Source organism: Mesorhizobium sp. WSM4312 (genome assembly GCF_002294875.1).
In the GTDB taxonomy this organism is placed as follows: Bacteria; Pseudomonadota; Alphaproteobacteria; order Rhizobiales; family Rhizobiaceae; genus Mesorhizobium.
Window position 1 is genome coordinate 20,722 of sequence record NZ_NSFU01000020.1, and the last position, 20,748, is coordinate 41,469.

At 64.0% G+C, this 20,748-nt stretch carries 24 protein-coding genes; 12 read left to right on the top strand and 12 right to left on the bottom strand.

The genetic code is table 11. The annotated features are described in order from the left end of the window. Window position 1 precedes the first annotated feature (1 nt). Both tolQ and ybgC read right to left on the bottom strand, forming a co-directional pair. Window positions 2-712, bottom strand: coding sequence for a protein TolQ (gene tolQ, locus CK228_RS27910; RefSeq protein WP_019861737.1), 711 nt, complete (start codon window positions 710-712; stop codon window positions 2-4). 425 nt (window positions 713-1,137) lie between these two features. Then, window positions 1,138-1,608, bottom strand: coding sequence for a tol-pal system-associated acyl-CoA thioesterase (ybgC, locus tag CK228_RS27915; protein WP_095772055.1), 471 nt, complete (start codon window positions 1,606-1,608; stop codon window positions 1,138-1,140). 133 nt (window positions 1,609-1,741) lie between these two features. Here ybgC and CK228_RS27920 point away from each other — a divergent pair, with 133 nt between their 5' ends. Beyond that, a complete protein-coding gene (locus CK228_RS27920; RefSeq protein ID WP_095789947.1) occupies window positions 1,742-2,992 on the top strand; it encodes a cellulase family glycosylhydrolase in 1,251 nt (416 codons plus the stop codon). Between the two features lie 15 nt (window positions 2,993-3,007). On the opposite strand, the gene CK228_RS27925 is transcribed toward CK228_RS27920, so the two are convergent. From CK228_RS27925 to CK228_RS27950, 6 genes are all read right to left on the bottom strand, one after another. After that, a complete protein-coding gene (locus tag CK228_RS27925) occupies window positions 3,008-3,904 on the bottom strand; it encodes a metallophosphoesterase (protein ID WP_095789897.1) in 897 nt (298 codons plus the stop codon). Window positions 3,905-4,062: 158 nt separating this feature from the next. After that, window positions 4,063-5,100: a Holliday junction branch migration DNA helicase RuvB gene (gene ruvB, locus CK228_RS27930; RefSeq protein ID WP_010912034.1), complete on the bottom strand. Its 1,038-nt coding sequence runs from the start codon at window positions 5,098-5,100 to the stop codon at window positions 4,063-4,065. Window positions 5,101-5,143: 43 nt separating this feature from the next. Continuing rightward, on the bottom strand, window positions 5,144-5,764 hold the full coding sequence (gene ruvA / locus CK228_RS27935; protein WP_095789898.1) for a Holliday junction branch migration protein RuvA: 621 nt from the start codon (window positions 5,762-5,764) through the stop codon (window positions 5,144-5,146). A gap of 13 nt (window positions 5,765-5,777) precedes the next feature. Beyond that, window positions 5,778-6,290, bottom strand: coding sequence for a crossover junction endodeoxyribonuclease RuvC (gene ruvC, locus CK228_RS27940; protein WP_095772051.1), 513 nt, complete (start codon window positions 6,288-6,290; stop codon window positions 5,778-5,780). A gap of 93 nt (window positions 6,291-6,383) precedes the next feature. Further along, on the bottom strand, window positions 6,384-6,917 hold the full coding sequence (locus tag CK228_RS27945) for a DUF1465 family protein (protein WP_095772050.1): 534 nt from the start codon (window positions 6,915-6,917) through the stop codon (window positions 6,384-6,386). A 369-nt stretch (window positions 6,918-7,286) separates the two neighbouring features. Further along, complete coding sequence (locus CK228_RS27950) at window positions 7,287-7,667, bottom strand: hypothetical protein (protein WP_095772049.1); 381 nt, start codon at window positions 7,665-7,667, stop codon at window positions 7,287-7,289. A gap of 322 nt (window positions 7,668-7,989) precedes the next feature. Between CK228_RS27950 and CK228_RS27955 the strand changes: the two genes are divergently transcribed. After that, a complete protein-coding gene (locus CK228_RS27955; RefSeq protein ID WP_095789899.1) occupies window positions 7,990-8,541 on the top strand; it encodes a DUF2269 family protein in 552 nt (183 codons plus the stop codon). Window positions 8,542-8,583: 42 nt separating this feature from the next. On the opposite strand, the gene CK228_RS27960 is transcribed toward CK228_RS27955, so the two are convergent. The 3 genes from CK228_RS27960 to CK228_RS27970 all read right to left on the bottom strand — a co-directional run bounded on the left by CK228_RS27960 (window position 8,584) and on the right by CK228_RS27970 (window position 10,735). Continuing rightward, window positions 8,584-9,354 carry a sulfite exporter TauE/SafE family protein gene (locus tag CK228_RS27960; RefSeq protein ID WP_095789900.1) on the bottom strand — a complete coding sequence of 257 codons (771 nt, stop codon included), beginning with the start codon at window positions 9,352-9,354 and terminating at the stop codon, window positions 8,584-8,586. Between the two features lie 114 nt (window positions 9,355-9,468). Continuing rightward, entirely contained in the window at window positions 9,469-10,197 is a 729-nt protein-coding gene (locus CK228_RS27965; protein WP_095789901.1) for a class I SAM-dependent methyltransferase, read from the bottom strand. Window positions 10,198-10,279: 82 nt separating this feature from the next. After that, the gene (locus CK228_RS27970; RefSeq protein WP_095789902.1) at window positions 10,280-10,735 is read right to left on the bottom strand and encodes an Lrp/AsnC family transcriptional regulator; all 456 of its coding nucleotides are present in this window, start codon (window positions 10,733-10,735) and stop codon (window positions 10,280-10,282) included. Between the two features lie 133 nt (window positions 10,736-10,868). Between CK228_RS27970 and CK228_RS27975 the strand changes: the two genes are divergently transcribed. The 3 genes from CK228_RS27975 (at window position 10,869) to CK228_RS27985 (ending at window position 13,591) form a co-directional block, all read left to right on the top strand. Further along, complete coding sequence (locus CK228_RS27975) at window positions 10,869-11,774, top strand: DMT family transporter (RefSeq protein ID WP_095789948.1); 906 nt, start codon at window positions 10,869-10,871, stop codon at window positions 11,772-11,774. Between the two features lie 127 nt (window positions 11,775-11,901). After that, the gene (locus CK228_RS27980) at window positions 11,902-12,549 is read left to right on the top strand and encodes a thiamine phosphate synthase (RefSeq protein WP_095789903.1); all 648 of its coding nucleotides are present in this window, start codon (window positions 11,902-11,904) and stop codon (window positions 12,547-12,549) included. Window position 12,550: 1 nt separating this feature from the next. Continuing rightward, window positions 12,551-13,591 (top strand): tetratricopeptide repeat protein, encoded by a 1,041-nt coding sequence (locus CK228_RS27985; RefSeq protein WP_095789904.1) that lies wholly within the window; start codon window positions 12,551-12,553, stop codon window positions 13,589-13,591. 14 nt (window positions 13,592-13,605) lie between these two features. Here CK228_RS27985 and CK228_RS27990 read toward each other — a convergent pair whose 3' ends face one another. Next, window positions 13,606-14,622, bottom strand: a complete 1,017-nt coding sequence (locus tag CK228_RS27990; RefSeq protein ID WP_095789905.1) for an NAD(P)-dependent alcohol dehydrogenase — start codon at window positions 14,620-14,622, stop codon at window positions 13,606-13,608. A gap of 106 nt (window positions 14,623-14,728) precedes the next feature. Here CK228_RS27990 and CK228_RS27995 point away from each other — a divergent pair, with 106 nt between their 5' ends. From CK228_RS27995 to CK228_RS28025, 7 genes are all read left to right on the top strand, one after another. After that, the gene (locus CK228_RS27995; protein ID WP_095789906.1) at window positions 14,729-15,595 is read left to right on the top strand and encodes a LysR family transcriptional regulator; all 867 of its coding nucleotides are present in this window, start codon (window positions 14,729-14,731) and stop codon (window positions 15,593-15,595) included. A gap of 106 nt (window positions 15,596-15,701) precedes the next feature. Next, entirely contained in the window at window positions 15,702-16,268 is a 567-nt protein-coding gene (gene efp, locus CK228_RS28000; RefSeq protein ID WP_032932086.1) for an elongation factor P, read from the top strand. A gap of 24 nt (window positions 16,269-16,292) precedes the next feature. Beyond that, entirely contained in the window at window positions 16,293-17,093 is an 801-nt protein-coding gene (locus CK228_RS28005; RefSeq protein WP_095789907.1) for an inositol monophosphatase family protein, read from the top strand. A gap of 101 nt (window positions 17,094-17,194) precedes the next feature. After that, on the top strand, window positions 17,195-17,881 hold the full coding sequence (locus tag CK228_RS28010; protein ID WP_095789908.1) for a hemolysin III family protein: 687 nt from the start codon (window positions 17,195-17,197) through the stop codon (window positions 17,879-17,881). A gap of 103 nt (window positions 17,882-17,984) precedes the next feature. Then, entirely contained in the window at window positions 17,985-19,010 is a 1,026-nt protein-coding gene (locus CK228_RS28015; protein ID WP_095772038.1) for a MotA/TolQ/ExbB proton channel family protein, read from the top strand. A 1-nt stretch (window position 19,011) separates the two neighbouring features. Further along, window positions 19,012-20,040: a peptidoglycan -binding protein gene (locus CK228_RS28020; protein ID WP_095772037.1), complete on the top strand. Its 1,029-nt coding sequence runs from the start codon at window positions 19,012-19,014 to the stop codon at window positions 20,038-20,040. Between the two features lie 247 nt (window positions 20,041-20,287). Then, a complete protein-coding gene (locus CK228_RS28025) occupies window positions 20,288-20,713 on the top strand; it encodes a hypothetical protein (protein ID WP_095789909.1) in 426 nt (141 codons plus the stop codon). The last annotated feature ends 35 nt before the right edge of the window (window positions 20,714-20,748 follow it).

The following is a 20,748-nucleotide window of genomic DNA, read 5'->3' on the forward strand; positions in this document are numbered from 1 at the left end:
CTCAGGCCTTCGGCGCGACTTTTTCATCGATTTGGCGCGAGAGTATGGCGGAGAACTCGTCGGAGAACCCTTCCATGCGCACCGCGAGCTTGCTCGCATCCGATGACAGCTTGTTGTAGGCGATGACCGCCGGGATGGCGGCGAGCAGGCCGATGGCCGTCGCCAGCAACGCCTCGGCGATGCCGGGTGCGACAACCGCAAGGCTGGTGTTCTTGGACCCGGCGATGGCCTGGAACGAGGTCATGATGCCGATGACCGTGCCGAACAGACCGATGAACGGGGCCGCCGAGCCCGTGGTGGCGAGGAAGCCGAGGCGCCCCTCCAGCTTCTCCATCTCGCGGGTCAGCGCCAGGTCCATTGCCTTGTCGATGCGGGTCTGCAGCCCGAGCGGCGTCTTGGCGCCTTTCTCGAAGCTCTTCTTCCACTCGCGCATGGCGGCGACGAAAATGGCGCCCATGCCTGAGGTTTTGCGGTCGGCGAGTGTGCGGTAGAGCTCTTCCAGCGACTGCCCGGACCAGAAGACCTGCTCGAAGCGGTTCAGCGCCAGCCGCATCCGGCCATAGGCAACCAGCTTGTCGATGATGATCGCCCAGGTCCAGACCGAGGCGCAGAGCAGCCCGATCATGACCAGCTTGACCACCCAGCTGGCCTGCATGAACAGCGCCCAAATCGACAATTGCGCGCCCGGTTCGGCGAGTGCGATATTTTCCATCGTTACGTCCTTAAGATTTTCCGGGCGAAGCTGGCGGCTGGCCCCTGGCATCCCTTGTGGTCGGTTCGCACGAAGCTACCGGACGCCCCAAACCGTGCCGTTAGCGGCCTTTTCAGGGCAAATATTGGTGAAAGGAAGGCGCTCGGTAGCGCCAATCTTCACCAATCTCTTCATGAACCGTTATGGTTAAGGATGGGTTAGTGAATAAGGCGCGGCGCATTGCCGCGCCTGCCAGTCCCCGAACCGGGCCTGCGTCAACTCATACGACGCTCAAAGGTGGGTTGAGATTCAGGCTAGGCCGAGTCGAAAATGGTGGGCTCCGAGAACCGGAGCGGAGCGTACTTCTGGGAGCGCCGTTCTGCTGCGACGCAGTAGAACGGGGAAGCGCAGGAAGCCGCCGTTTGCCGGCCGGCATCACCTGAATATCAGCCCACCTTGGGCATGAACGCCGCGACCCACTCCTTGGGAAAACGCCGCGGCCGGCCATTCTCGCCGATGATCGCCGCCTCGACCTTGGCTTCGACCAGCACCTCGTCGCCGCGCTTGAGCTGCTGCGCCATGAAGATGCGCGCGCCGGAAATGGTGTCGGTACGGGTGTCGACGGTCAGGATGTCGTCGATGCGGGCGGGGCTGCGGAAGTCGATCTCCATGCGGCGCACCACCCAGACGATCTTCTCGCCATGCTTGCCGTCGGCGAGTTCCGTGTGATGCACGCCGGTGAGCCTGAGATAGTCGGAGCGGCCGCGCTCGAGAAATTCGAGATAGCGCGCGTGGTAGACGACGCCGGAGAAATCGGTGTCGGCATAATAGACCCGCGCCATCAGCCGATGGCCGAACGCCGTCAGCGCGCCGGAAAGCCCGGCCAGCAGCGTCGCCGATTCACCATGATCGTCCATTGCGCTTCCTTTTTCAGTCGCGGCGAGGCACCTGTTCCGCGCGTGACCTAGAGCATGATCCCGAAAACTGGGAACCGGTTTTCTCGGCCAAACGGGTTTCCGTTTGGCCGAGATCATGCTCCAGAAACATCGGATGGCACTGTTGAGGGCGATGATCAAGAGCTTGATGGCGGCGCTGCTGTTGCTGATGGCCTTGGCGCTGCCTGGTCAGGCGGCTACTTTTGCGATGAAGCGCGGCCTCAATCTCGACCAGTGGGTCACCTGGCCCGGCGAGGATCAGTGGGGCGACGCCAAGACCATACTGCCCTATCCGGAATGGCGCAAATTCCTCAAGGCCGACGATCTCCGAGCGCTCAAGGAAGCGGGTTTCGATTTCCTGCGCATGCCGGTCGACCCGTCGCCTTTCCTGTCCGACCAGACAACGGCGTTGCGTGACGACCTCTATGGCAGCGTGCTGGACTCGGTGCGCATGATCAACCGCGCCGGCCTGAAGGTGATCGTCGACATGCACCTGATCCCGGCCGGCGGCAGCCGCAAGATCGGCATGGCGCAGGTGATGGACGATCCCCAGACCTTCGACCGCTATGTCGACGTGGTGCGCAAGATGGCCCGCACCCTGGCCGGCGAAGATCCGAACCAGGTCGCCTTCGAATTGATGAACGAACCGATCGTCGACTGCGACAGCGACGGCACCAGCCTGTGGCCGGACCGCCAGCGCAAATTGTTCGCCGCGGCACGATCCTCGGCGACGAAATTGACCCTGGTGCTGACCGGCGGCTGCTATTCCGCAGCTTCATCCCTCGAGAAGATCGATCCCAAGGCGATCCCCGAAGACAATGTCATCTGGACCTTCCATTCCTATGATCCATTCCTGCTCACCCACCAGGGCGCGACCTGGGCCGGCGACTTTATCCCTTATGTGACCGGCCTGCCCTATCCGCTCGATGCCGTGCCGAAGGCGCAGCTCGACGTCACGCTCGACACCATCCGCGCCCGGATCAAGGCCGAAGCGCCGTGGACACGGCAGAGCGGGCTGCTTGCCTATCTCGACGAACAGATCGCCAGCATGGACAGCCCCGGCAAGCTGCTCGGCCTGATGGACGCGCCGTTCAAAAAGGTCGAGGCATGGGCGAAGGCCAACGGCATCAGGCCCGAAAACATCACGCTTGGCGAGTTCGGCATGATCCGCCAGGAATACGGCAATGCCTATGTAATGCCGGCACGGTACCGCGCCGCTTACGTCAAGGACATGATCGCCCGCGCCGAGGCGCATGGTTTCTCATGGTCGGTGTGGAGCTATAGCGGCGCCTTCGGCATCGTCGATGCCTTCAATGGCGACAAGGCCGAGCCGGATGTGATGGACGTGATCCGCTCGCTTCCCTGAGCGCTGTCGTTCAAATCAGCCAAGGTCGATCTGCAGGACCTCCGGGCGCACGCCGAAACGCACCGGCATGATGCTGAAGCCGAGCCCGCCGGAGACGATCAGATTGCGGTCGTTCTCGACGACATGGCCATAGGCGTAGCGGTTGCCGAAACGCGACGGCACGACGGGCGAATAGCCAAACAGCCGCACCTGCCCGCCATGCGTGTGGCCCGACAGGGTCAGCGAAACCCGCGACGGGACGGTCGGAAAAATATCCGGCTCATGGGCGAGCAGGATAATCGGCGCGGAGTCGCCGACCTTGGCCAACGTGCCGTCGAGATCGTCGAGCCCCTTGCAGTCGTCGCCCCTCCTGGCCGGCAGCAGCGCCAGCTGGTCGGCAAGGCCGGCGATCCAAACGCCATAACCATCCTTTTCCAGGCGCACGACATCGTTCTCCAGCACCGGGATGCCGGCCTTTTCCAGGGCCTTGCGTGCGATGATTGGACCCGCGCCGGCGCGCTGCGCAAAGCCGTCGCTCCACCAATCATGGTTACCAAGGATCGACAGAACGCCGAGCGGCGCCTTGAGGCCCGACAGGGCGGAGGCCCACTGCGACGGCGTCACCGGTCCCGTCACCAGGGGCATGCCGGCAATGTAGTCGCCCAGCAGCACGATGAGGTCCGGTTGCAGCGCATTGGCGTCTTCGACGAGCGAAGCAATACGTTCCGGCGTCATCCACGGCCGGCAGGCATGAATATCGGCGAGCGCGACAACCCGCAGCTTCAGGCCATCAGGCCAGTGCGGCGGCGCCAGAGCGTAGCGCTTCACATGGGTCAATAGCATCGGCTCGATGCCGACCGCATAGGCGCCGAGCGCGGCAGCCGTCAGGAACGACCCGCCGATGAAACGCAGGAACCCGCGTCTGGTTATCATGGATTGGCTCCCAGCCCTTCGATCGCGCGATTCCCCGCACGCGTCCGATAAAATCCACGATTACGCCGGCAAATCGGCAAAGACGCGCAGATTTTGCGCAGGATGGGTCACATATCCTTGATCGCTGGTCTGGGAACCCGCGCCTGAACGCTTGGCGGCTATTCTTCCTGGAACAGGTTGATCTGCTGCTGCGCCAAATCCTTCGGCGCATCGAGGCCGAGATGGCGCCAGGCATTGGCCGTCAGCATGCGCCCGCGCGGCGTGCGCTGGATGAAGCCCTGCTGGATCAGATAGGGCTCGATGATGTCCTCGATGGCGTCGCGCGGCTCGGACAGGCCGGCGGCGATCGTCTCGATACCGACCGGCCCGCCGCCGAAATTGCGGGCGATCATCGAGAGATAGCGGCGGTCGAGCGCATCGAGGCCGAGCGCGTCGACCTCCAGCCGGGTCAATGCCTCGTCGGCGATCAGGCGATCGACATGGCCGTCGCCGGCGACCGAGGCGAAGTCGCGCACGCGGCGCAACAGCCGCCCCGCGATGCGCGGTGTGCCGCGCGCGCGCCGCGCGATCTCCAGCGCGCCGTCGTCGCCGAGCGGCATTTGCAGGATGCGCGCGCCGCGCCGGACGATCTGCTCCAGTTCCTCGACCGTATAGAAGTTGAGCCGCACCGGAATGCCGAACCGGTCGCGCAGCGGATTGGTGAGCAGGCCAAGCCGCGTGGTGGCGGCGACGAGGGTGAAGCGGGCGAGGTCGATCTTGACAGAGCGCGCCGCCGGCCCCTCGCCGATGATCAGGTCGAGCTGGAAATCCTCCATCGCCGGATAGAGGATTTCCTCCACCGCAGGGTTGAGCCGGTGGATCTCGTCGATGAACAGCACGTCGCCTTCTTCGAGATTGGTGAGCAGTGCGGCGAGATCACCGGCCTTGGCGATGACCGGCCCGGACGTCGAGCGGAAATTGACGCCGAGTTCGCGCGCCATGATCTGCGCCAGCGTCGTCTTGCCCAGCCCCGGCGGCCCGACGAACAGCACATGGTCGAGCGCCTCGTTGCGGCCCTTGGCGGCCTCGATGAAGACCTTGAGGTTGGCCCGCACCGCCGCCTGGCCGACAAAATCGGCGAGTGTTTGCGGCCGCAAGGTCTGATCGGCATCCTCGCCGCGTTTTTCCGGAGCTATGAGACGGGGCGACAGGCTCATGCTGTCTTCCTTGCATATGGCAAGAGGAGGGGCAAGCGAGCCCTCACCGCGCCAGTTCCTTCAGCCCGAAGCGGATAAGCTTCGAGGCATCCGCGTCCTCGCCCGCCGTCGTCAGCGCCGCGGCCACCGCATTGGCGGCGGTGTCGCGCGAATAACCGAGATTGACCAGCGCCGAGACCGCGTCGGTGATCGGGGCCGGGGCGACACCTTCACCGAGCTCCTGTTTCAGGCCGATGGTGCCCGAGGCCGCGCCCGCATAGGCCGGCGCCTTGTTCTTCAATTCGGTGACGATGCGCTCGGCCACCTTCTTGCCGACACCAGGCGCGCGGGAAACCATGGCGATGTCGCGCAGCGCGATCGCATTGGCCAGATCGGCGGGCGCCAGCGTCGACAGGATGGCGAGCGCCACCTTGGCGCCGACGCCCTGCACATTGCTCATCAACAGCCGGAACCATTCGCGCTCCAGCGCCGACTGGAAGCCGTAAAGCCGGATCATGTCCTCGCGCACATAGGTCTCGATGAACAGCACCACCGCCTCGCCGGGCGAAGGCAGCGCTGCCAGTGTGCGCGCCGAACAGTAGGCGATATAGCCGACGCCATGAATGTCGACGAGGCAATGATCCTCGTCGATCTCGTCCAGCGTGCCCTTAAGCTTGCCGATCATGCCCAACAATTCCTCACGATGCCAATGCCGCCATCCGATAGGCAGCGCTCTGCCGGTGGTGCGCGTGGCAAATTGCGATGGCCAGCGCGTCGGCGGCATGTTCGGTGTCGAAGGTCGCCTTGGGCAGCAGCACTTTCACCATCATGTGGATCTGCTTCTTGTCGCCATGGCCGACGCCAATGACCGCCTTCTTCACCGCATTGGGCGCGTATTCGGCGACGACCAGGCCGGCACGCGCCGGCACCAGCATAGCGATGCCGCGCGCCTGGCCGAGCTTCAACGTTGCCACAGCATCCTTGTTGACGAAGGTCTGTTCGACGGCCGCCTCATGCGGCATTGCCGCATGCAGGACTTCGGCGAGCCCGTCATGCAATTGGCAGAGCCGCGTCGCCAGCGCCGCCTTGTCCTCGGAGCGCACCGTGCCGGACGCGACGAAGCGCAAGGAATTGCCGAGGCTCTCTACGATGCCCCAGCCGGTGCGCCTGAGCCCCGGATCGATGCCGATGATGCGAATCGCGTCCCCCATCCGGTCACTTTACCTCCGGGGGACAGCGATGCCAGCGAAATGTGAACAAACCGGAAACGGAGGCATATCCGGCGGGAAATAGTCCGAAGCCGCTCAGTTGCGGGCGAACGCCGTGTTGAGCAGGCTGATCTGGTCGGAAACCGGATTGGGCCGGCGGCCCATCGGCTGCATGTCGACCACGGCGCCGGCGCCGTAGATCTCGTCGTCCATGCGGCGCACCAATGCCTGCAGGCGAAGCGAGCGGTTGACCAGGTCGAGGAACTCCTCGGGCAATTCGGCCCAGCCGGCGGCTTCATCATGCGCGGAAGCGGTATCGAGGCGCACCTTGGACTTTTCCGAAGCGACCTGGTCGCGGGTCATCTCGCCGGAATTGGCCGCGCGCTGCAAAAGCAGCCATGAGGCCACCTGCATCAGCCTGGTCGTCAGCCGCATCGATTCGGCCGCGTAGAGCGTGGCCGCCAGCCGCGACAGCTTCTTGGCCTCGGCGCGGCCCTTGCCGTCGAGATACTCGGCCGCCTGTTCGACCAGCCCCATGCCTTCCTGGTAGAGCGGCTTGAAGGAGTGCGAAAAAACCCGACGCTCCGCCAGTTTGACGGTGTTCGCACTGCCCTTCGAAGGCTCGTTCATTGATACGCCCCTGCACTTGCAACCGGCCGATTCGGTTCTCTGCCGATACACCCGGCACCCTATCTGACTGAAGCTTGAAAATGCGCTTTGCACGGGGTGAAGGCAAGCACATGTTTAACAGAAGGTTAACGGCGAGCCGTTGCGTCAGGGTCCCCGGAATGCGGACAAAAAAAGAGCCGCGGATAAGGCGGCTCTCAGGAGTTTAACAGGGAGGCGTCAAACAAAGTGGCTCCAACCACTCGGTAAGAATCCAGATCACTGGATGCGCATAGTAAACGCCTGTAAAGCTTAATGAACCTTTAACGGCCCCGATGTTTTTTGACCGAATGCCCCCTTTCTGTGCCGTAACAGCACAGCCCCGAAGCTCATTCAGGCCTTCTTCCAGACGGCCGGCAAGGCGATGAAGGCAAACAGCAGCATGGCCGCGTAGAACCCCATCGAGGACGCCGCCACCATCGGTTCGATCGCGGCATTGCCGGCAAGCAGGAAGTAGAGCCCGATCAGCAGGCCGATGCCGCTGATCGCCGTCAGCCAGAAATGGACGACGGCGAGCGTCTTTTGCCCGACCGCCGGAAACAGATGGTAGAAGAAGGCGAAGACCGCCGACATCAGCCATCCGGCCACCATCGTGTGGGCGTGAGTCGGCATCTGGCCATGGTCCTGGCTGATCGCCATGGACAGGCCGAGCGCCATGCCGCACAGCGCATAGATGATGGCCAGCGTGAAGAAATTCCGTGCTACCCCTTGCATATGTCCCCTCGATTGCCTCTTCCCGTCTGCGGGAATGGGTTGATTGTCAGGCGATTCCTGTCGCCACCGGCTCCCGGCGTCGGCGCACTAGCATTGGCAATGTTTCCGGACGATGTCGCGCCAAACCCCTCCCGACACTTCGTATATTAGCAGAAACGAATCTGGGCATCTGCGGTCGTTGCAGCTTATGCCCGCGAAAAAGGTAGCCGAAACAGAGCCGGGTTTTCCGCGACATCGTTCCGAAACACGCGCCGCGCTAAACGCCCGCTCCTCTGACGGCTGGCGCAAATCCGCTCCACCGCAAACCTACCCGGAGCAAGCCATGGACTGGTACTCGATCGTCAAATTCCTCCACGTCACCTCGGCCATTTTGTGGGTCGGAGGCGGCTTCGTATTGTTCCTCCTCGGCGTGCTTGCCGAGCGCGCCGGCAACATCGAGGACAAGCTTCAGGCGATACGGGCCAGCGGGCAGCTGGGCGGGCGTTTCTTCGCGCCGATGTCGATGCTGACCCTGATCTTCGGCCTCATCATGTGCGGCTTCTGGGTCGGCTTCTCCGACCTGTGGATCATCATCGGCTTGGCCGGCTACGCCACGACCTTCTCGATCGGCATGCTAATCTTCAAGCCGACCGGCGAGCGCATGGGCGCGATGATCGCCAACGAGGGCATCACGCCGGCTGTTCTGGCCATCGGCCAGCGCATGATGAGCGCGGCACGCTTCGACTATGCGGTGATGCTGGTGATCGTCGCCGACATGGTGCTCAAGCCGACCATGCATGATATCGGCACCCTCGCCGGCATGGCGCTGGTCATGGCAGCGGGCGCTATACTGGCCTTTGGCGGCAGCCGTCGCCTCGTGCCGAGCGCCGCCTGATCTCCCTGACGGTGAGAGCGGCCGGCGAGCCGCCTCGCCTGTCTACATCAGGCCGGCGAGGCCGTCCCACAAAAGCTTCAGCGCCACGACCGCCACGGTCGCGTAGGTGAAGGGATAAAAAATCTCCGGCCGCATGCGCCGCACCAGCCAGGCGCCGGCGATCGTCGAAAGCGGCGCCAGCGGCATCAGCACGGCCGACGCCGTCAGGTTGGCGGTGTCGAACTGGCCGAGCGCGAAATAGGGGATGAGCTTCAGCGCATTGGTCGCGGCAAAGAAGATCGCAGCGGTGCCCGACAGGACCTTGGGGTCGAGCCGGATCGGCAGCGCATAGACCTGGAAGGGCGGGCCGCCGACATGGGCGACGAAGCTGGTGAAGCCGGCGACCGTCCCCCAGATCGCCGCAGCCACGCGGTTGGGTTCGGCGGCGTGGTCGGCACCATGGCGGAACTGCAGATAAAGCCAGCGCAGCACGAAGATGATGGCAACGGCGCCGACGATGAGCCGCACCGCTTCCTCGGTGACCAAAGCCGCCGTCAGCCAGCCAAGGCCGATGCCGATGACGGCGCCCGGCATCATGTCGACCAGCATCTTGCGGTCGTAGACGCCCCACCATGTCCACACCGAGACAATGTCCATCAGGCACAGGATCGGCAGCAGGATGGCGGCTGCCTGCACCGGCGGCATGGTCAGCGCCATCAGCGGCACGCCGACGAAACCGACGGCGCCGCCGAAGCCGCCCTTGGACAGGCCGACCAGAATGACCGCCGGAATGGCGGCCGCGTAGAACCACGGATCGAGAAGCAGGCCTGACATGGGGAGGAGCTGGTCTGGAGGGAAGGCGTCAACGCCTGAATAGCCCAGAATTGCGCTTGGGGCGACTGTAAATCCCGACAGGTTGCCGAACACCTGCCAATGTCCGGCTCGTGCCTATCGCCGGGCCGAGACCAGCAGGAACATCGGCCGATCGAGCTCTTCCGCCAGTTCCGGCCTGGCCGTGATCTGCGCGTCTGTCGGACAGAACTCCTCGACATGCTCGATCGCGAAACCGGACACGATCAGCGCGTTCAGCGTCGTGCCGATGGTGCGATGATGTTTCACCACGCCCTTGGCCAGCCAGTCGGTCTTGCGTGGACCCTCCACCAGATAGCGGTCGACAGGCCATGTCCTGCGGCCTTCGGCATCGACCGCCCAGCCGGGCCTGGTCGGAGCCATGTAGATCGGATGCTCCGTCGAGAAGACGAAATGCCCGCCGGGCGACAGCGCCTTGTGCACCGTGCTGAACAGCCGCGCGACATCCTCGACATAATGCAGCGCAAGTGAGCTGTAGGCGAGATCGAAGCCGGCTCGCGGCAGGCTGAGCTGGTCGAGGTCGGCCCTCTCATAAATGATGCCGGTGTCCGGGCCGGCGGCCCTCGCCCGGGCCAGCATCTTCTCCGACAGGTCCAGCCCCAGGACATGGCTCGCCCCATGCTCATGCGCCCAGCGGCAGAACCAGCCGAAACCGCAGCCGAGGTCGACGACCCGCAAGCCGCCGAGGTCCGGCAGCATGGCGCGCAGCGCCGGCCATTCGGCGGCGCCGCCAAGGCCTTCGATCGACCGGCCAAGCTGGCTGTAGCCAGCGAAGAAATCCGGTTGGTCGTAGATATTCTGTGCCATGTCTTCCTCGTCTCTCGGCAAATCATCTGGCGGGCTGACATTTAGTGGACTGATCGCGCCTGTCCACCACTGCCATACGGAGTCAAGACGAAGAAGATGGAACCCCGAGCGGTGGCGGCCGCCGCCGGATCGGCTGCGCCTTGATGATGGCGGTGCTGGTCTCGGCCTTGTCGGCAATGCGATCGAGAATGCCGTCGAGGTCGCCGATCGAGCGCACGAACAGCCGCGCGACGAAACAGTCGTCACCGGTCACCTTGTCGCATTCGCCGAACTCGGCGATCTCCTCGATCAGTTTCTGGACGATGTGCAGCTTGCCCGGCAAAGGCCGGATGCGCACGATCGCCTGCAGCGTATAGCCGAGCGCCAGCGGATCGATCTCGACTGTGAACGCCCGGATGACGCCGCGCTCCTCGAGCCGTCGCAGCCGCTCCGAAACGCTTGGCGACGACAGCCCGACCTTGGCAGCCAGTTCCTTCAGTGAAGTCCGCGCATCCCGTACTAGGATTTCGAGGAGATTTCGGTCGAGATCGTCAAGCATTTCAGATTTCTCACAAATTCGCGGAAGTAGCCTAATATAATTAGGTCATACAATCATACAACCTTTCCAATCAGGTGGAAAGCGCCCATCTCGCATGAGATTATGCCGCGTCAAAATGGGCTCGGAGATTATCATGAACGATATGGTACGTGGCACGGTCGAAATGTCGGCCGCAATGGCGATCCTCGGGACGATCGGATGGTTCGTCGTCATGTCCGGCCAGCCGATCATGGACGTGGTGTTCTGGCGCTGCGCGTTCGGCGCGGTGACGCTGCTGATCATCTGCGCTTGCCTGGGATTGTTGCGCGGCAGGCTGTCGCTGCGCGTCATCGGCCTCGCCGCGCTTGGCGGCGCGGCCATCGTCATCAACTGGCTGCTCCTGTTCAGCGCCTTCTCCCGCGCGTCGATCTCGATCGCCACCGCCGTCTACAACACCCAGCCCTTCATGCTGGTCGGCTTCGGCGCGTTCTTCTTCGCCGAACGGCTGACGCTGACCAAGCTGACATGGCTGGCAATAGCCTTTGCCGGCATGGTGTTGATCGTCGAGGCCGCCCCTGACGCCGGCGATGTCGGCACCAACTATTTTGCCGGCATCCTCATGGCGCTGGCCGCGGCCTTTTTCTGGGCCGTCGCGGCCATCGTCACCAAGAAGCTCAAGGGCACGCCGCCGCATCTGATCGCGCTGATCCAGGTCTGCGTCGGCGTCGTCATGCTGGCGCCCTTCGCCAATCTCTCGCGTCTTCCCGCCGATCCGTGGAGCTGGGCCATGCTGGCGACGCTCGGCATCGTCCACACCGGCCTGATGTACATATTGATGTACGGCGCCATCCAGAAGCTGCCGACGCATCTGCAGGGATCGCTGTCCTTCATCTATCCGGTCGTCGCCATCCTGGTCGATGTCGTGGCTTTCGGCCATCGGCTGCATCTCAGCCAGGTCGCCGGCGCCGCCGCAATCCTGGTGGCTGCCGCCGGCATGAATCTCGGCTGGTCCTTGTGGAAATCGAAGCCGGTCACCGCGAGCCCTGAGCCGGTCAAGTAGGGCAGGCGCCGCCCGGCGGCCAGGAAACGCGATCCCGACTGCCCGCCTGTTCAAAGCGGGCAGTTTGCTCTATGCCGCAATGCAACCATCTTCGCCCGGCATAGGCGAAACCCGGGATCGAAGAACCATGAACGACGCCACACCCCCAAATCGTTGCCGCATCGTGCTGATCGCGCCGCCCGGCGTGCCGGCCGCCCGTATCGCCGCCGCATTCGACGGCGGTGACGTCGCTTCGCTGATCCTGCCCGAAAACGGCATGGACGAGGCCTCCTTCCAGGCCTTTGCCGAACAGATCGTGCCGACGGCGCAGGCGGCGGGCGTGGCCGTGATCATCGCCGGCGACACCCGCATCGCCGGCCGTGTCCAGGCCGACGGCATCCATGTCGAGGCGTCCAAGGCCGAACTGGCCGAAACGATCGAACATTTCCAGGCGAAGATGATGGTCGGCACCGGCGGCGCCAAGAAGCGCGACGACGCGCTCGAGCTTGGCGAGGTCAGGCCCGACTACATCTTCTTCGGCCGCTTCGGCTACGACAACAAGCCGGAGCCGCATCCGCGCAACCTGTCGCTGGGCGAGTGGTGGGCGCAGATGATCCAGATCCCCTGCATCGTCATGGCCGGATCCGATCTGGCTTCCGTAGAGGACGTGGCCGCCACCGGCGCCGAGTTCGTCGCGCTGTCGAGCGCGGTGTTCGCCGACGGCGTCGATCCGAAAACCGCCGTGGCCCGTGCCAACGCGTTGCTCGACGAAACCGCGCCGCGCTTCGAGGACTGATGTGACTTCGGTAAGGCTTCCCCTTCAGGCCTTGCTTGCAGCGGTCATGATCCAGGCCGCCGCCGCCGAACCCATACCCCAGCCACAGCCCAAGCCTGAAACCGGCCTGCACACCGACAAGCCGATCGAAAAGCAGCTGCCGCAGCCCGCCACCACGGCGGAGCCGGCACCGCTGCCCTCAGTTGACAGCATCAATCCCGACCGCTTCGGCGCCAAGCCGGCGGATGCGGCCTATGGCGCCTTCCAGCGCGGGCTCTACAAAACGGCCTATAACCTGGCGCTGACCCGCGCCCAGAATGGCGACCCGGCGGCGCAGACATTGGTGGCCGAGATCCTGTCGCGCGGGCTCGGCGTGCCGCTGAATGCGGCGGAAGCCTCGAAATGGTATGCGCTTGCCGCCGAACAGGGTGTGCCTGAGGCGCAGTTCCAGTATGCGCTGATGCTGCTCGACGGCCGTTACGTCAAGAAGGACCCGAAAGAGGCCTACGCCCTGATGCAGGCTGCCGCCGAAGCCGGCAACCAGCTGGCGCAGTTCAATTTCGCGCAGATGCTGGTTCAGCAGGATCCCGGCGATGCGGGTCTGGCCAAGGCGGTTTCCTATTATGAGCGCGCCGCCGCGACCGGCCTCGCCGACGCGCAATACGCCATGTCCCAGATCTATGCCAACGGCGTCGGCGGCAAGCCGCGCGACGACGCGCAGGCAAGACGCTTCCTCGCCCAGGCCGCGCGGCAGAACTACGACACCGCGCAGATCGATCTCGCCGCCTGGATGATCGAGGGCCGCGGCGGTGTCCGCGACCTGAAATCGGCTTTCGGCTGGACGAAGCAGGCAGCCGAGGGCGGCAACGTCGCCGCGCGGAACCGGCTGGCAAAACTCTACATGCAAGGCATCGGTACCGACCCGGACCTGGTGCTCGCCGGCGCCTGGTACATCGCCGCCCGCCGCGCCGGTCTGATCGACCCCGACATGGATGATTTCCTGCAAGGACTGAGCGACGACCAGACCAAACAGGCCCTGCAGAAGGCGAATCGTTTGCCGTGACGGCGGTTGGTGGATCATTGCGTGTGATCGAGGACGACCTTGCCGAAGGGCGAGCCGTGTTCGAGGTACCGGAAGGCTGCCGCCGCGTCCTTCCAGGCAAATACCTTCTCGATCACGGGTCTTATCCGGTTGACTGTCAGGCCTCGGTTCATTGCCTCGAAGGATTCGCGTGAGCCCACGGGTATGCCGCGCGCCTTGACCTGGCGGCGGAAGATGTCGAGCGGATTGATCGACCCTTCGTTGCCGCCGAGATAGCCGATGACGTTGATCTGGGCGCTGCGCGCCGAAGCCTTCAGCGACTGGGTGAAGCTTTGCGGCCCGCCGACCTCGATAATATGGTCCGCGCCGCGGCCTCCGGTCAGCGCCAGCACGGCTGACGACCAATCGGGATTGTCGCGATAGTTGATGCCGTCATGCGCGCCAAGCGCCTTTGCCCGCGTGAGCTTGTCGTCGCTGCTTGACGTGACGATGACCCGTGCGCCGGCTGCCGCGGCGAACTGCACGGCAAACAACGAGACGCCGCCAGTGCCCAGGCTCAGCACTGTCTCGCCCGGTTTCAACCGGCCTTCGGTGAACAGCGCATGCCAGGCAGTGACCGCGGCGCAAGGCAATGTCGCCGCCTCGACATCACTCAGATGTGGCGGCGCCAGCACGGCCGCCTGTTCGTCCAGCCGCGCGAACTCGCTGAGCAAACCGTCGATGGGGCCGCCACGCTGATAGGACGGCTCGGCCATGGCAAAACTGCCGCCGACCCAGCGCTGCCAGAACGTGCCGCAAACGCGGTCGCCGACCTTGAACCGGGTCACTTCGGCGCCAACCGAGACCACTTCGCCCACACCGTCCGAAAGCGGTATCAGCGGCAGCGCAAAGGCGGTGTGGTAGCTGCCACGGGCGATCTCCACATCGCGGTAGTTGAGCGCTGTTGCCTTGACCTTGATGATCATCTCCTGGCGGCCCGGTTCTGGCATCGGCCGCTCGACCAGTCTGAGATTGTCGATGCCGCCGGGGGCCTGCAATTCGATTGCCTTCATTGTCTTCCCTTTCCTTTTGAAAGTCCGTCGAAAGGAAAATCGCTTGCCGGCACCTTGATCTCAAATTCATAATAATCAAAATGATTATGCATTTGAGGACCAAAGGATGCTGGAAGAATTGCGCACGCTTGTCCTCTTTGCCGAGGAAGGCTCGATCCAGAATGTGGCCCGCCGCCTGCCTTTGACGCAGCCGGCCGTCACCCGGCAGATGCAGCGGCTGGAGGATATGCTCGCGACAACGCTTCTCGATCGCCGGCAGAAGCCGCCGCGGCTGACTGCGGCGGGATTGGAGGTGCTGGCGCGGGCAAAGGACATACTGGCTTCGGTCGAAGCTCTGAAAGCGTTCGCCGCCGACGCCGAGCCGCAGGGCGTGCTGCGTGTCGGCCTGGCGCATGGCTTGTCCGATGCAAGCGTTGCGGGCGCTGTCGCCGGCGCCGCCGCTGCGTTTCCAAAGATATCGTTGCGGCTCAAGACCGGTTGGAGCGCTGAGCTGGTCGAGCAGTTCGAACGCGGTCAACTCGATATGGCGATCGTTCTGCGACCTGCCGGTCATCAAGGCCCGGACGCGCTTGGCACCGAACGTCTTTGCATCATAGCGCAAGCCGGCGCCCATCTCGCGGACGCTCGGACCAGCATGCCCTGGGTTCTCAGCCCCGAGCCTTGCGACGCGCGTCAGACGCTCCTCTCCAGTTTGGGCGGTGAACGGCATCTGCTCATTGTGGCGGCGGAAATTCAGGATCCGGCGATGCAGATGGAATGGGTCCGTCGGGGACACGGCCTCGGCCTCATGCCGTTGCGGCTCGCGACGCGTGGACTTCCCGACGGCCTCGCGCTTGTCGATCTCGAAGGTGTCGACCTTTCATTGCAGGTCGTGGCATTGCGCTCGCCACATCTCAACCGGCTGGCGAAGGTCGTTGAGGCCATTGCAAAGACCGTCGGCGAAGCCATCAAGATCGAGGCTGATACCGACTGACCGGTTGGGGCCGATCCGGCGTCCCTTGCCTCTCCGGACGATTTGTGGTCTTGGGAGCCCCTAAATCGCTAGTCCCGGCGAAAATCTCATTCCGGATCACCCCATCATGGCCAAGATCAATGGCAACGAAATCCGTCCCGGCTACGTCATCGAGCATGATGGCGGCCTGTGGGTGGCGGTCAGGACCAACACCGTCAAGCCCGGCAAGGGCGGCGCCTACAACCAGGTCGAACTGAAGAACCTCATCAACGGCACCAAGCTCAACGAGCGCTTCCGCTCGGCCGAGACGGTCGAACAGATCCGCCTCGACCTGAAGGATTTTTCCTTTCTCTACGAGCAGGACGACGCGCTGGTGTTCATGGACACCCAAAGCTACGAACAGCTCGAACTGAACAAGGATTTCGTCGGCGACCGCGCCGCGTTCCTGCAGGACGGCATGATGGTGACTGTCCAGCTTTATGAGGAGAGGCCGATCGGCATTTCGCTGCCCGATCAGGTGACCCTGACCATCACCGAGGCCGACCCGGTGGTGAAGGGCCAGACGGCTGCATCCTCCTACAAGCCGGCGGTGCTGGAGAACGGCATTCGCGTGCTGGTGCCGCCCTTCATCGGCGCCGGCGAACGCATCATCGTCGACACCAACGAAATCACTTACGTGCGCCGCGCCGACTGACGCGCTGCAGCAGGAAGACATACGATGGCACGCTCAGCCCTTCTCAACGTCATGGTCCAGGCCGCAATGAAGGCCGGCCGCTCGCTGTCGCGCGACTTCGGCGAGGTCCAGAACCTGCAGGTCTCGTTGAAAGGACCCGGCGACTATGTCAGCCAGGCCGACCGCAAGGCCGAGGACATCATTTTTGCCGAATTGTCGAAGGCGCGTCCGGGCTACGGTTTCCTGATGGAAGAGCGCGGCGCGGTGGAAGGCGAAGACAGCCAGCACCGCTGGATCGTCGATCCGCTCGACGGCACCACCAATTTCCTGCACGGCATTCCGCTTTTCGCCGTCTCGATCGCGTTGGAGCGGCAGGGCCAGATCGTAGCCGGCGTCATTTACAACCCGGCCATGGACGAGCTCTACACGACCGAGCGCGGCGGCGGCGCATTCATGAACGACCGCCGGCTGCGCGTGGCCGGCCGCACCAAGCTGGTCGACACGGTGATAGGCTGCGGCATGCCGCATCTGGGACGCGGCCACCACGGCAATTTCCTCGTGGAATTGCGTAACGTCATGGCCGAGGTCTCGGGCGTGCGCCGTCTCGGTTCCGCCGCGCTCGATCTCGCTTATGTCGCTGCCGGCCGCATGGACGGTTTCTGGGAAACCGGCCTGTCGGCCTGGGACATCGCCGCCGGCCTGCTCCTGATCCGCGAAGCCGGCGGTTTCGTCTCGGACATGGATGGCGGGCAGGACATGCTGGACAACGGCTCCGTCGTTGCCGGCAACGAGGTCATCCAGCGTGCGCTGCTGAAGACGGTGAAAAAGCCCCTGGCACCCCGTTAAAGCCCTCCCGCCGCACTGAACGGCCGCGGTCGCAAAACCGCCACCTGAGCTTGAAATACTGTCCGGCGGTTGCCCAGATATGGGGTGATGCAGGACGATCGATGACCAACATCCCGCCGCAAATCGAAATCCCCTTTGTCGGGCGCTGGCACTACTCCCGCGCGGAGATGATCGCCGACGGCATTGTCCATGCTGTCGGCATCGCGCTGGCGATCGCGGCCGGCTCGGCGTTGCTGGCGCTGGCGGCGTTTCGCGTCGGACCTGGCGAGTACATCGCCGCCGCCTTCTATGTCGTTTCGCTGCTAACCGTGCTCTCGGTGTCGCTGGCCTACAATCTGTGGCCGGTGACGTCGCCGGCCAAATGGGTTCTGCGGCGCTTCGATCACGCCGCGATCTATCTTCTCATCGCCGCCACCTACACGCCTTTTCTGGCCCAGCTCGACGCGTCGCCGCTGGCCCGCTGGATGATCGTGCTGGTCTGGATCGCGGCGGCGACGGGCATCGCCATCAAGGTGGGCTTTCCCGGCCGTTTTGACCGGCTGGCGATCGTCTTCTATCTCGCCATCGGCTGGAGCGGCATCGTCCTGGTCAAGCCGCTTGTCGCGACGCTGCCGACGACGTCGATCGTGCTCATCGTTGCCGGTGGCGTCGTCTATTCCTGCGGCGTCATCTTCTTCGCCTGGAAGGGTCTGCGCTTTCACAACGCCTTGTGGCACGGCTTCGTCGTCACCGGCGCAGGCCTGCATCTGGCGGCCATGGTCGACTGTCTGGTGATAAACCGTTTCTGATCCGCTCGCGGCAATATTGCCAAGCGCCATTCAATTTGGTCACAATTGCGTTTAGAGTCGCGAACGACGTGATCGGCGGCAGCGGCAGCGAAACGGGGCACGGATGGCTTTTCTCAGATCCTTCGGCATGGGCAGGCGCTCCGACGTACTGATCTACGATCCGCATAAACTGTCGAGTCCGCAGGTGTTCCTGCTGACCATGGTCATCTTCCTGGCCATCGTCGCCTTCATTGCCGCTATCCTGACGCGACAGATCTCGACGGCTTTCGTCACCAATCCCGGGCTCAACGGTCTTATCATCGGCGTGCTGGCGGTCGGCATCCTGCTTGCCTTCGCCCAGGTCGGGCGGCTGTTTCGCGAAGTGCGCTGGCTCAACTCCTTCCGCGCCGGTTCGGAGACCACCGAGCCGGTGCTGCTGGCGCCGATGAAAGCCATGATCGGCCGCTCCTCGACCATGGCATTCTCGACCTCCTCGATGCGCACCATGCTCGATTCCATCGCCACGCGCCTCGACGAAAGCCGCGACACCTCGCGCTACCTGGTCGGCCTCCTGGTGTTCCTCGGCCTGCTCGGCACCTTCTGGGGCCTGCTGAACACGATAGGCTCGATTCGCGAAACCATCGAAGCGCTCGATCCCGGCAGCGGCGACGCCGCCGCCGTGCTGGATTCGCTGAAGCAAGGGCTTGCAGCGCCTCTGGCCGGCATGGGTACGGCCTTCTCGTCCTCGCTGTTCGGCCTCTCCGGCTCGCTCGTGCTCGGCTTCCTCGACCTGCAGGCGGGCCGCGCCCAGACGCGCTTCTACACCGAGCTTGAGAACTGGCTGTCCTCGGTCACCGATCTCTCCTCCGACATCGTCGTCTCCGATCAGGCCAAGAGCGAACCATCCGACGAAATCCGTCTGCTGTCGGAGCGCCTGCGCAGCATGCAGGAGAATGGCGGCGGCTCCAATCCGCGCGTCGCCACCGCCATGGCCAATCTCGCCGACGGCATTTCCGGCCTGGTCAAGAACATGCGTTCGGAACAACAGATCATGCGTGACTGGGTCGAGGCCCAGTCCGACGAGCAGAAGGCGATGCGCAACACGCTGGAGAAGATCGCCGACGCGCTGAAGAAGCAAGGGGTCCACTGACGTGGCGCTAGCAAGACGGCGCGCCGACCGCCGCATCGACTACTGGCCGGGCTTCGTCGACGCGCTGTCGACGCTGCTGCTCGCCATCATGTTCCTGCTCACCGTCTTCGTGCTGGCCCAGTTCCTGCTCGGCCGCGAGATTTCCGGCAAGGACACGGTGCTCAACCGCCTCAACTCGCAGATCAACGAACTGACGCAACTTCTGGCGCTGGAGCGCTCGACAGCGCAGGACAAGGAGGACTCGCTCGCCAACCTGCAGGCGTCGCTGTCGGCGGCCGAGGCCGAGAAGAGCCGGCTCGAACAGTTGCTGGCGCAAGGCGCCGGCGCCGGCGACCAGGCCAACCAGCGCGCCGCGGCGCTTTCGGGCGAACTCGACAGCCAGCGCCAGATCAGCCAGCAGGCGCTGAGCCAGGTCGAGATCCTCAACCAGCAGATCGCCGCGCTGCGCAAGCAGATCGGCGCGCTTGAAGACGCCCTCAACGTGTCCGAAGCCCGCGACCGCGATTCCAACACCAAGATCGCCGATCTCGGCCGCCGGCTGAACGTCGCCCTGGCGCAGCGCGTGCAGGAATTGAACCGCTACCGCTCCGACTTCTTCGGACGCCTGCGCGAGATCCTCGCCGACCGCGAGAATATCCGCATCGTCGGCGACCGCTTCGTCTTCCAGTCGGAAGTGTTGTTCCCGACCGGCTCCGAGGTGATCAACGATGCCGGCAAGGTCGAGATGAAGAAGCTCGCCGACGCCATCATCGAGTTGCAGAAGGAAATCCCGCCCGAGATCAACTGGGTGCTGCGCGTCGACGGCCATACCGACAACAAGCCGCTCTCCGGCACCGGCCGCTACCGCGACAATTGGGAATTGTCGACGGCGCGTTCGACCTCGGTGGTCAAGTTCCTGATCGAGAACGGCGTGCCGGCCAACCGTCTGGTCGCCGCCGGCTTCGGTGAGTTCCAGCCGCTCGACCCCGCCGACACCGACGAAGCGCGCAACAAAAACCGCCGCATTGAACTGAAGCTCACCGAACGTTGATTTCTCATCACGCGAACTCACGCGAATTTGTTCGCCGCTCAACTCTAGGGCGCAGAGTGTAGCCGGCAAGGCCTGAAAAGATTATCTTTTTTTAATTACACTTCGCGCCGGAGCGCTCCTAGTTTGCCGCTCAGGGCCGAGAACCGCCGGCGATGCCTCCCATCGCGACGCGACGGAACTGGACGACCCAAACGGTCGGAAGGCGAGGCGGCGCGACCGCCCCCTTCCCAGCAGGAGGAAGCGCCCCATGCGCACATCAGCACCTCTCAAGACGGCAACGCTTGCCACGGTTCTCATTGTCGCCCCGCTCGCCGGCGCCTATGCCGCAGGCCATCACAAGGGCGCTCTCGAGGCGACGGACCCGACAGACATGACCGGCCCGCGTGTCGAGGCTCTCATCGAACAGGCTCAGGGCATCCGCCACGGCATAGTCGACGCCAGGCAGGCCAACAACATCACCCCGGCGGTGGCGGAGCGCCTGGAAATGCGCACCGCCCGCATCAGGCAGGCGGCCGAAAAGATAGCCGCGTCCGATCACGGCAGGATACCGGCAGCGCAATACCATGACCTGCTGCGCCGCCTCGACAATGTCGACCAGCGGCTGCGGGTCGATACCGGCAGCGGTTTCCTGATGGGTGACGGCGCCGACGGCGGAGCCTATCCGAACGGCTGAGGCCTCCGGCAAGGTCCAAGAGGAAGGGACCACCT

What these genes read in the sequence shown, in the direction of transcription:
- CK228_RS27970 (WP_095789902.1), bottom strand. Translation starts at nt 10,735, where the DNA reads ATGCTTGACGATCTCGACCGAAATCTCCTCGAAATCCTAGTACGGGAT.
- ruvC (WP_095772051.1), bottom strand. Translation starts at nt 6,290, where the DNA reads ATGGGGGACGCGATTCGCATCATCGGCATCGATCCGGGGCTCAGGCGC.
- CK228_RS28005 (WP_095789907.1), top strand. Translation starts at nt 16,293, where the DNA reads ATGGCACGCTCAGCCCTTCTCAACGTCATGGTCCAGGCCGCAATGAAG.
- CK228_RS28010 (WP_095789908.1), top strand. Translation starts at nt 17,195, where the DNA reads ATGACCAACATCCCGCCGCAAATCGAAATCCCCTTTGTCGGGCGCTGG.
- efp (WP_032932086.1), top strand. Translation starts at nt 15,702, where the DNA reads ATGGCCAAGATCAATGGCAACGAAATCCGTCCCGGCTACGTCATCGAG.
- CK228_RS27955 (WP_095789899.1), top strand. Translation starts at nt 7,990, where the DNA reads ATGGACTGGTACTCGATCGTCAAATTCCTCCACGTCACCTCGGCCATT.
- CK228_RS27980 (WP_095789903.1), top strand. Translation starts at nt 11,902, where the DNA reads ATGAACGACGCCACACCCCCAAATCGTTGCCGCATCGTGCTGATCGCG.
- ruvA (WP_095789898.1), bottom strand. Translation starts at nt 5,764, where the DNA reads ATGATCGGCAAGCTTAAGGGCACGCTGGACGAGATCGACGAGGATCAT.
- CK228_RS27950 (WP_095772049.1), bottom strand. Translation starts at nt 7,667, where the DNA reads ATGCAAGGGGTAGCACGGAATTTCTTCACGCTGGCCATCATCTATGCG.
- CK228_RS27975 (WP_095789948.1), top strand. Translation starts at nt 10,869, where the DNA reads ATGAACGATATGGTACGTGGCACGGTCGAAATGTCGGCCGCAATGGCG.
- CK228_RS28015 (WP_095772038.1), top strand. Translation starts at nt 17,985, where the DNA reads ATGGCTTTTCTCAGATCCTTCGGCATGGGCAGGCGCTCCGACGTACTG.
- CK228_RS27990 (WP_095789905.1), bottom strand. Translation starts at nt 14,622, where the DNA reads ATGAAGGCAATCGAATTGCAGGCCCCCGGCGGCATCGACAATCTCAGA.
- CK228_RS27960 (WP_095789900.1), bottom strand. Translation starts at nt 9,354, where the DNA reads ATGTCAGGCCTGCTTCTCGATCCGTGGTTCTACGCGGCCGCCATTCCG.
- CK228_RS27945 (WP_095772050.1), bottom strand. Translation starts at nt 6,917, where the DNA reads ATGAACGAGCCTTCGAAGGGCAGTGCGAACACCGTCAAACTGGCGGAG.
- CK228_RS27920 (WP_095789947.1), top strand. Translation starts at nt 1,742, where the DNA reads ATGGCACTGTTGAGGGCGATGATCAAGAGCTTGATGGCGGCGCTGCTG.
- CK228_RS27995 (WP_095789906.1), top strand. Translation starts at nt 14,729, where the DNA reads ATGCTGGAAGAATTGCGCACGCTTGTCCTCTTTGCCGAGGAAGGCTCG.
- ybgC (WP_095772055.1), bottom strand. Translation starts at nt 1,608, where the DNA reads ATGGACGATCATGGTGAATCGGCGACGCTGCTGGCCGGGCTTTCCGGC.
- ruvB (WP_010912034.1), bottom strand. Translation starts at nt 5,100, where the DNA reads ATGAGCCTGTCGCCCCGTCTCATAGCTCCGGAAAAACGCGGCGAGGAT.
- CK228_RS28025 (WP_095789909.1), top strand. Translation starts at nt 20,288, where the DNA reads ATGCGCACATCAGCACCTCTCAAGACGGCAACGCTTGCCACGGTTCTC.
- CK228_RS27925 (WP_095789897.1), bottom strand. Translation starts at nt 3,904, where the DNA reads ATGATAACCAGACGCGGGTTCCTGCGTTTCATCGGCGGGTCGTTCCTG.
- tolQ (WP_019861737.1), bottom strand. Translation starts at nt 712, where the DNA reads ATGGAAAATATCGCACTCGCCGAACCGGGCGCGCAATTGTCGATTTGG.
- CK228_RS27965 (WP_095789901.1), bottom strand. Translation starts at nt 10,197, where the DNA reads ATGGCACAGAATATCTACGACCAACCGGATTTCTTCGCTGGCTACAGC.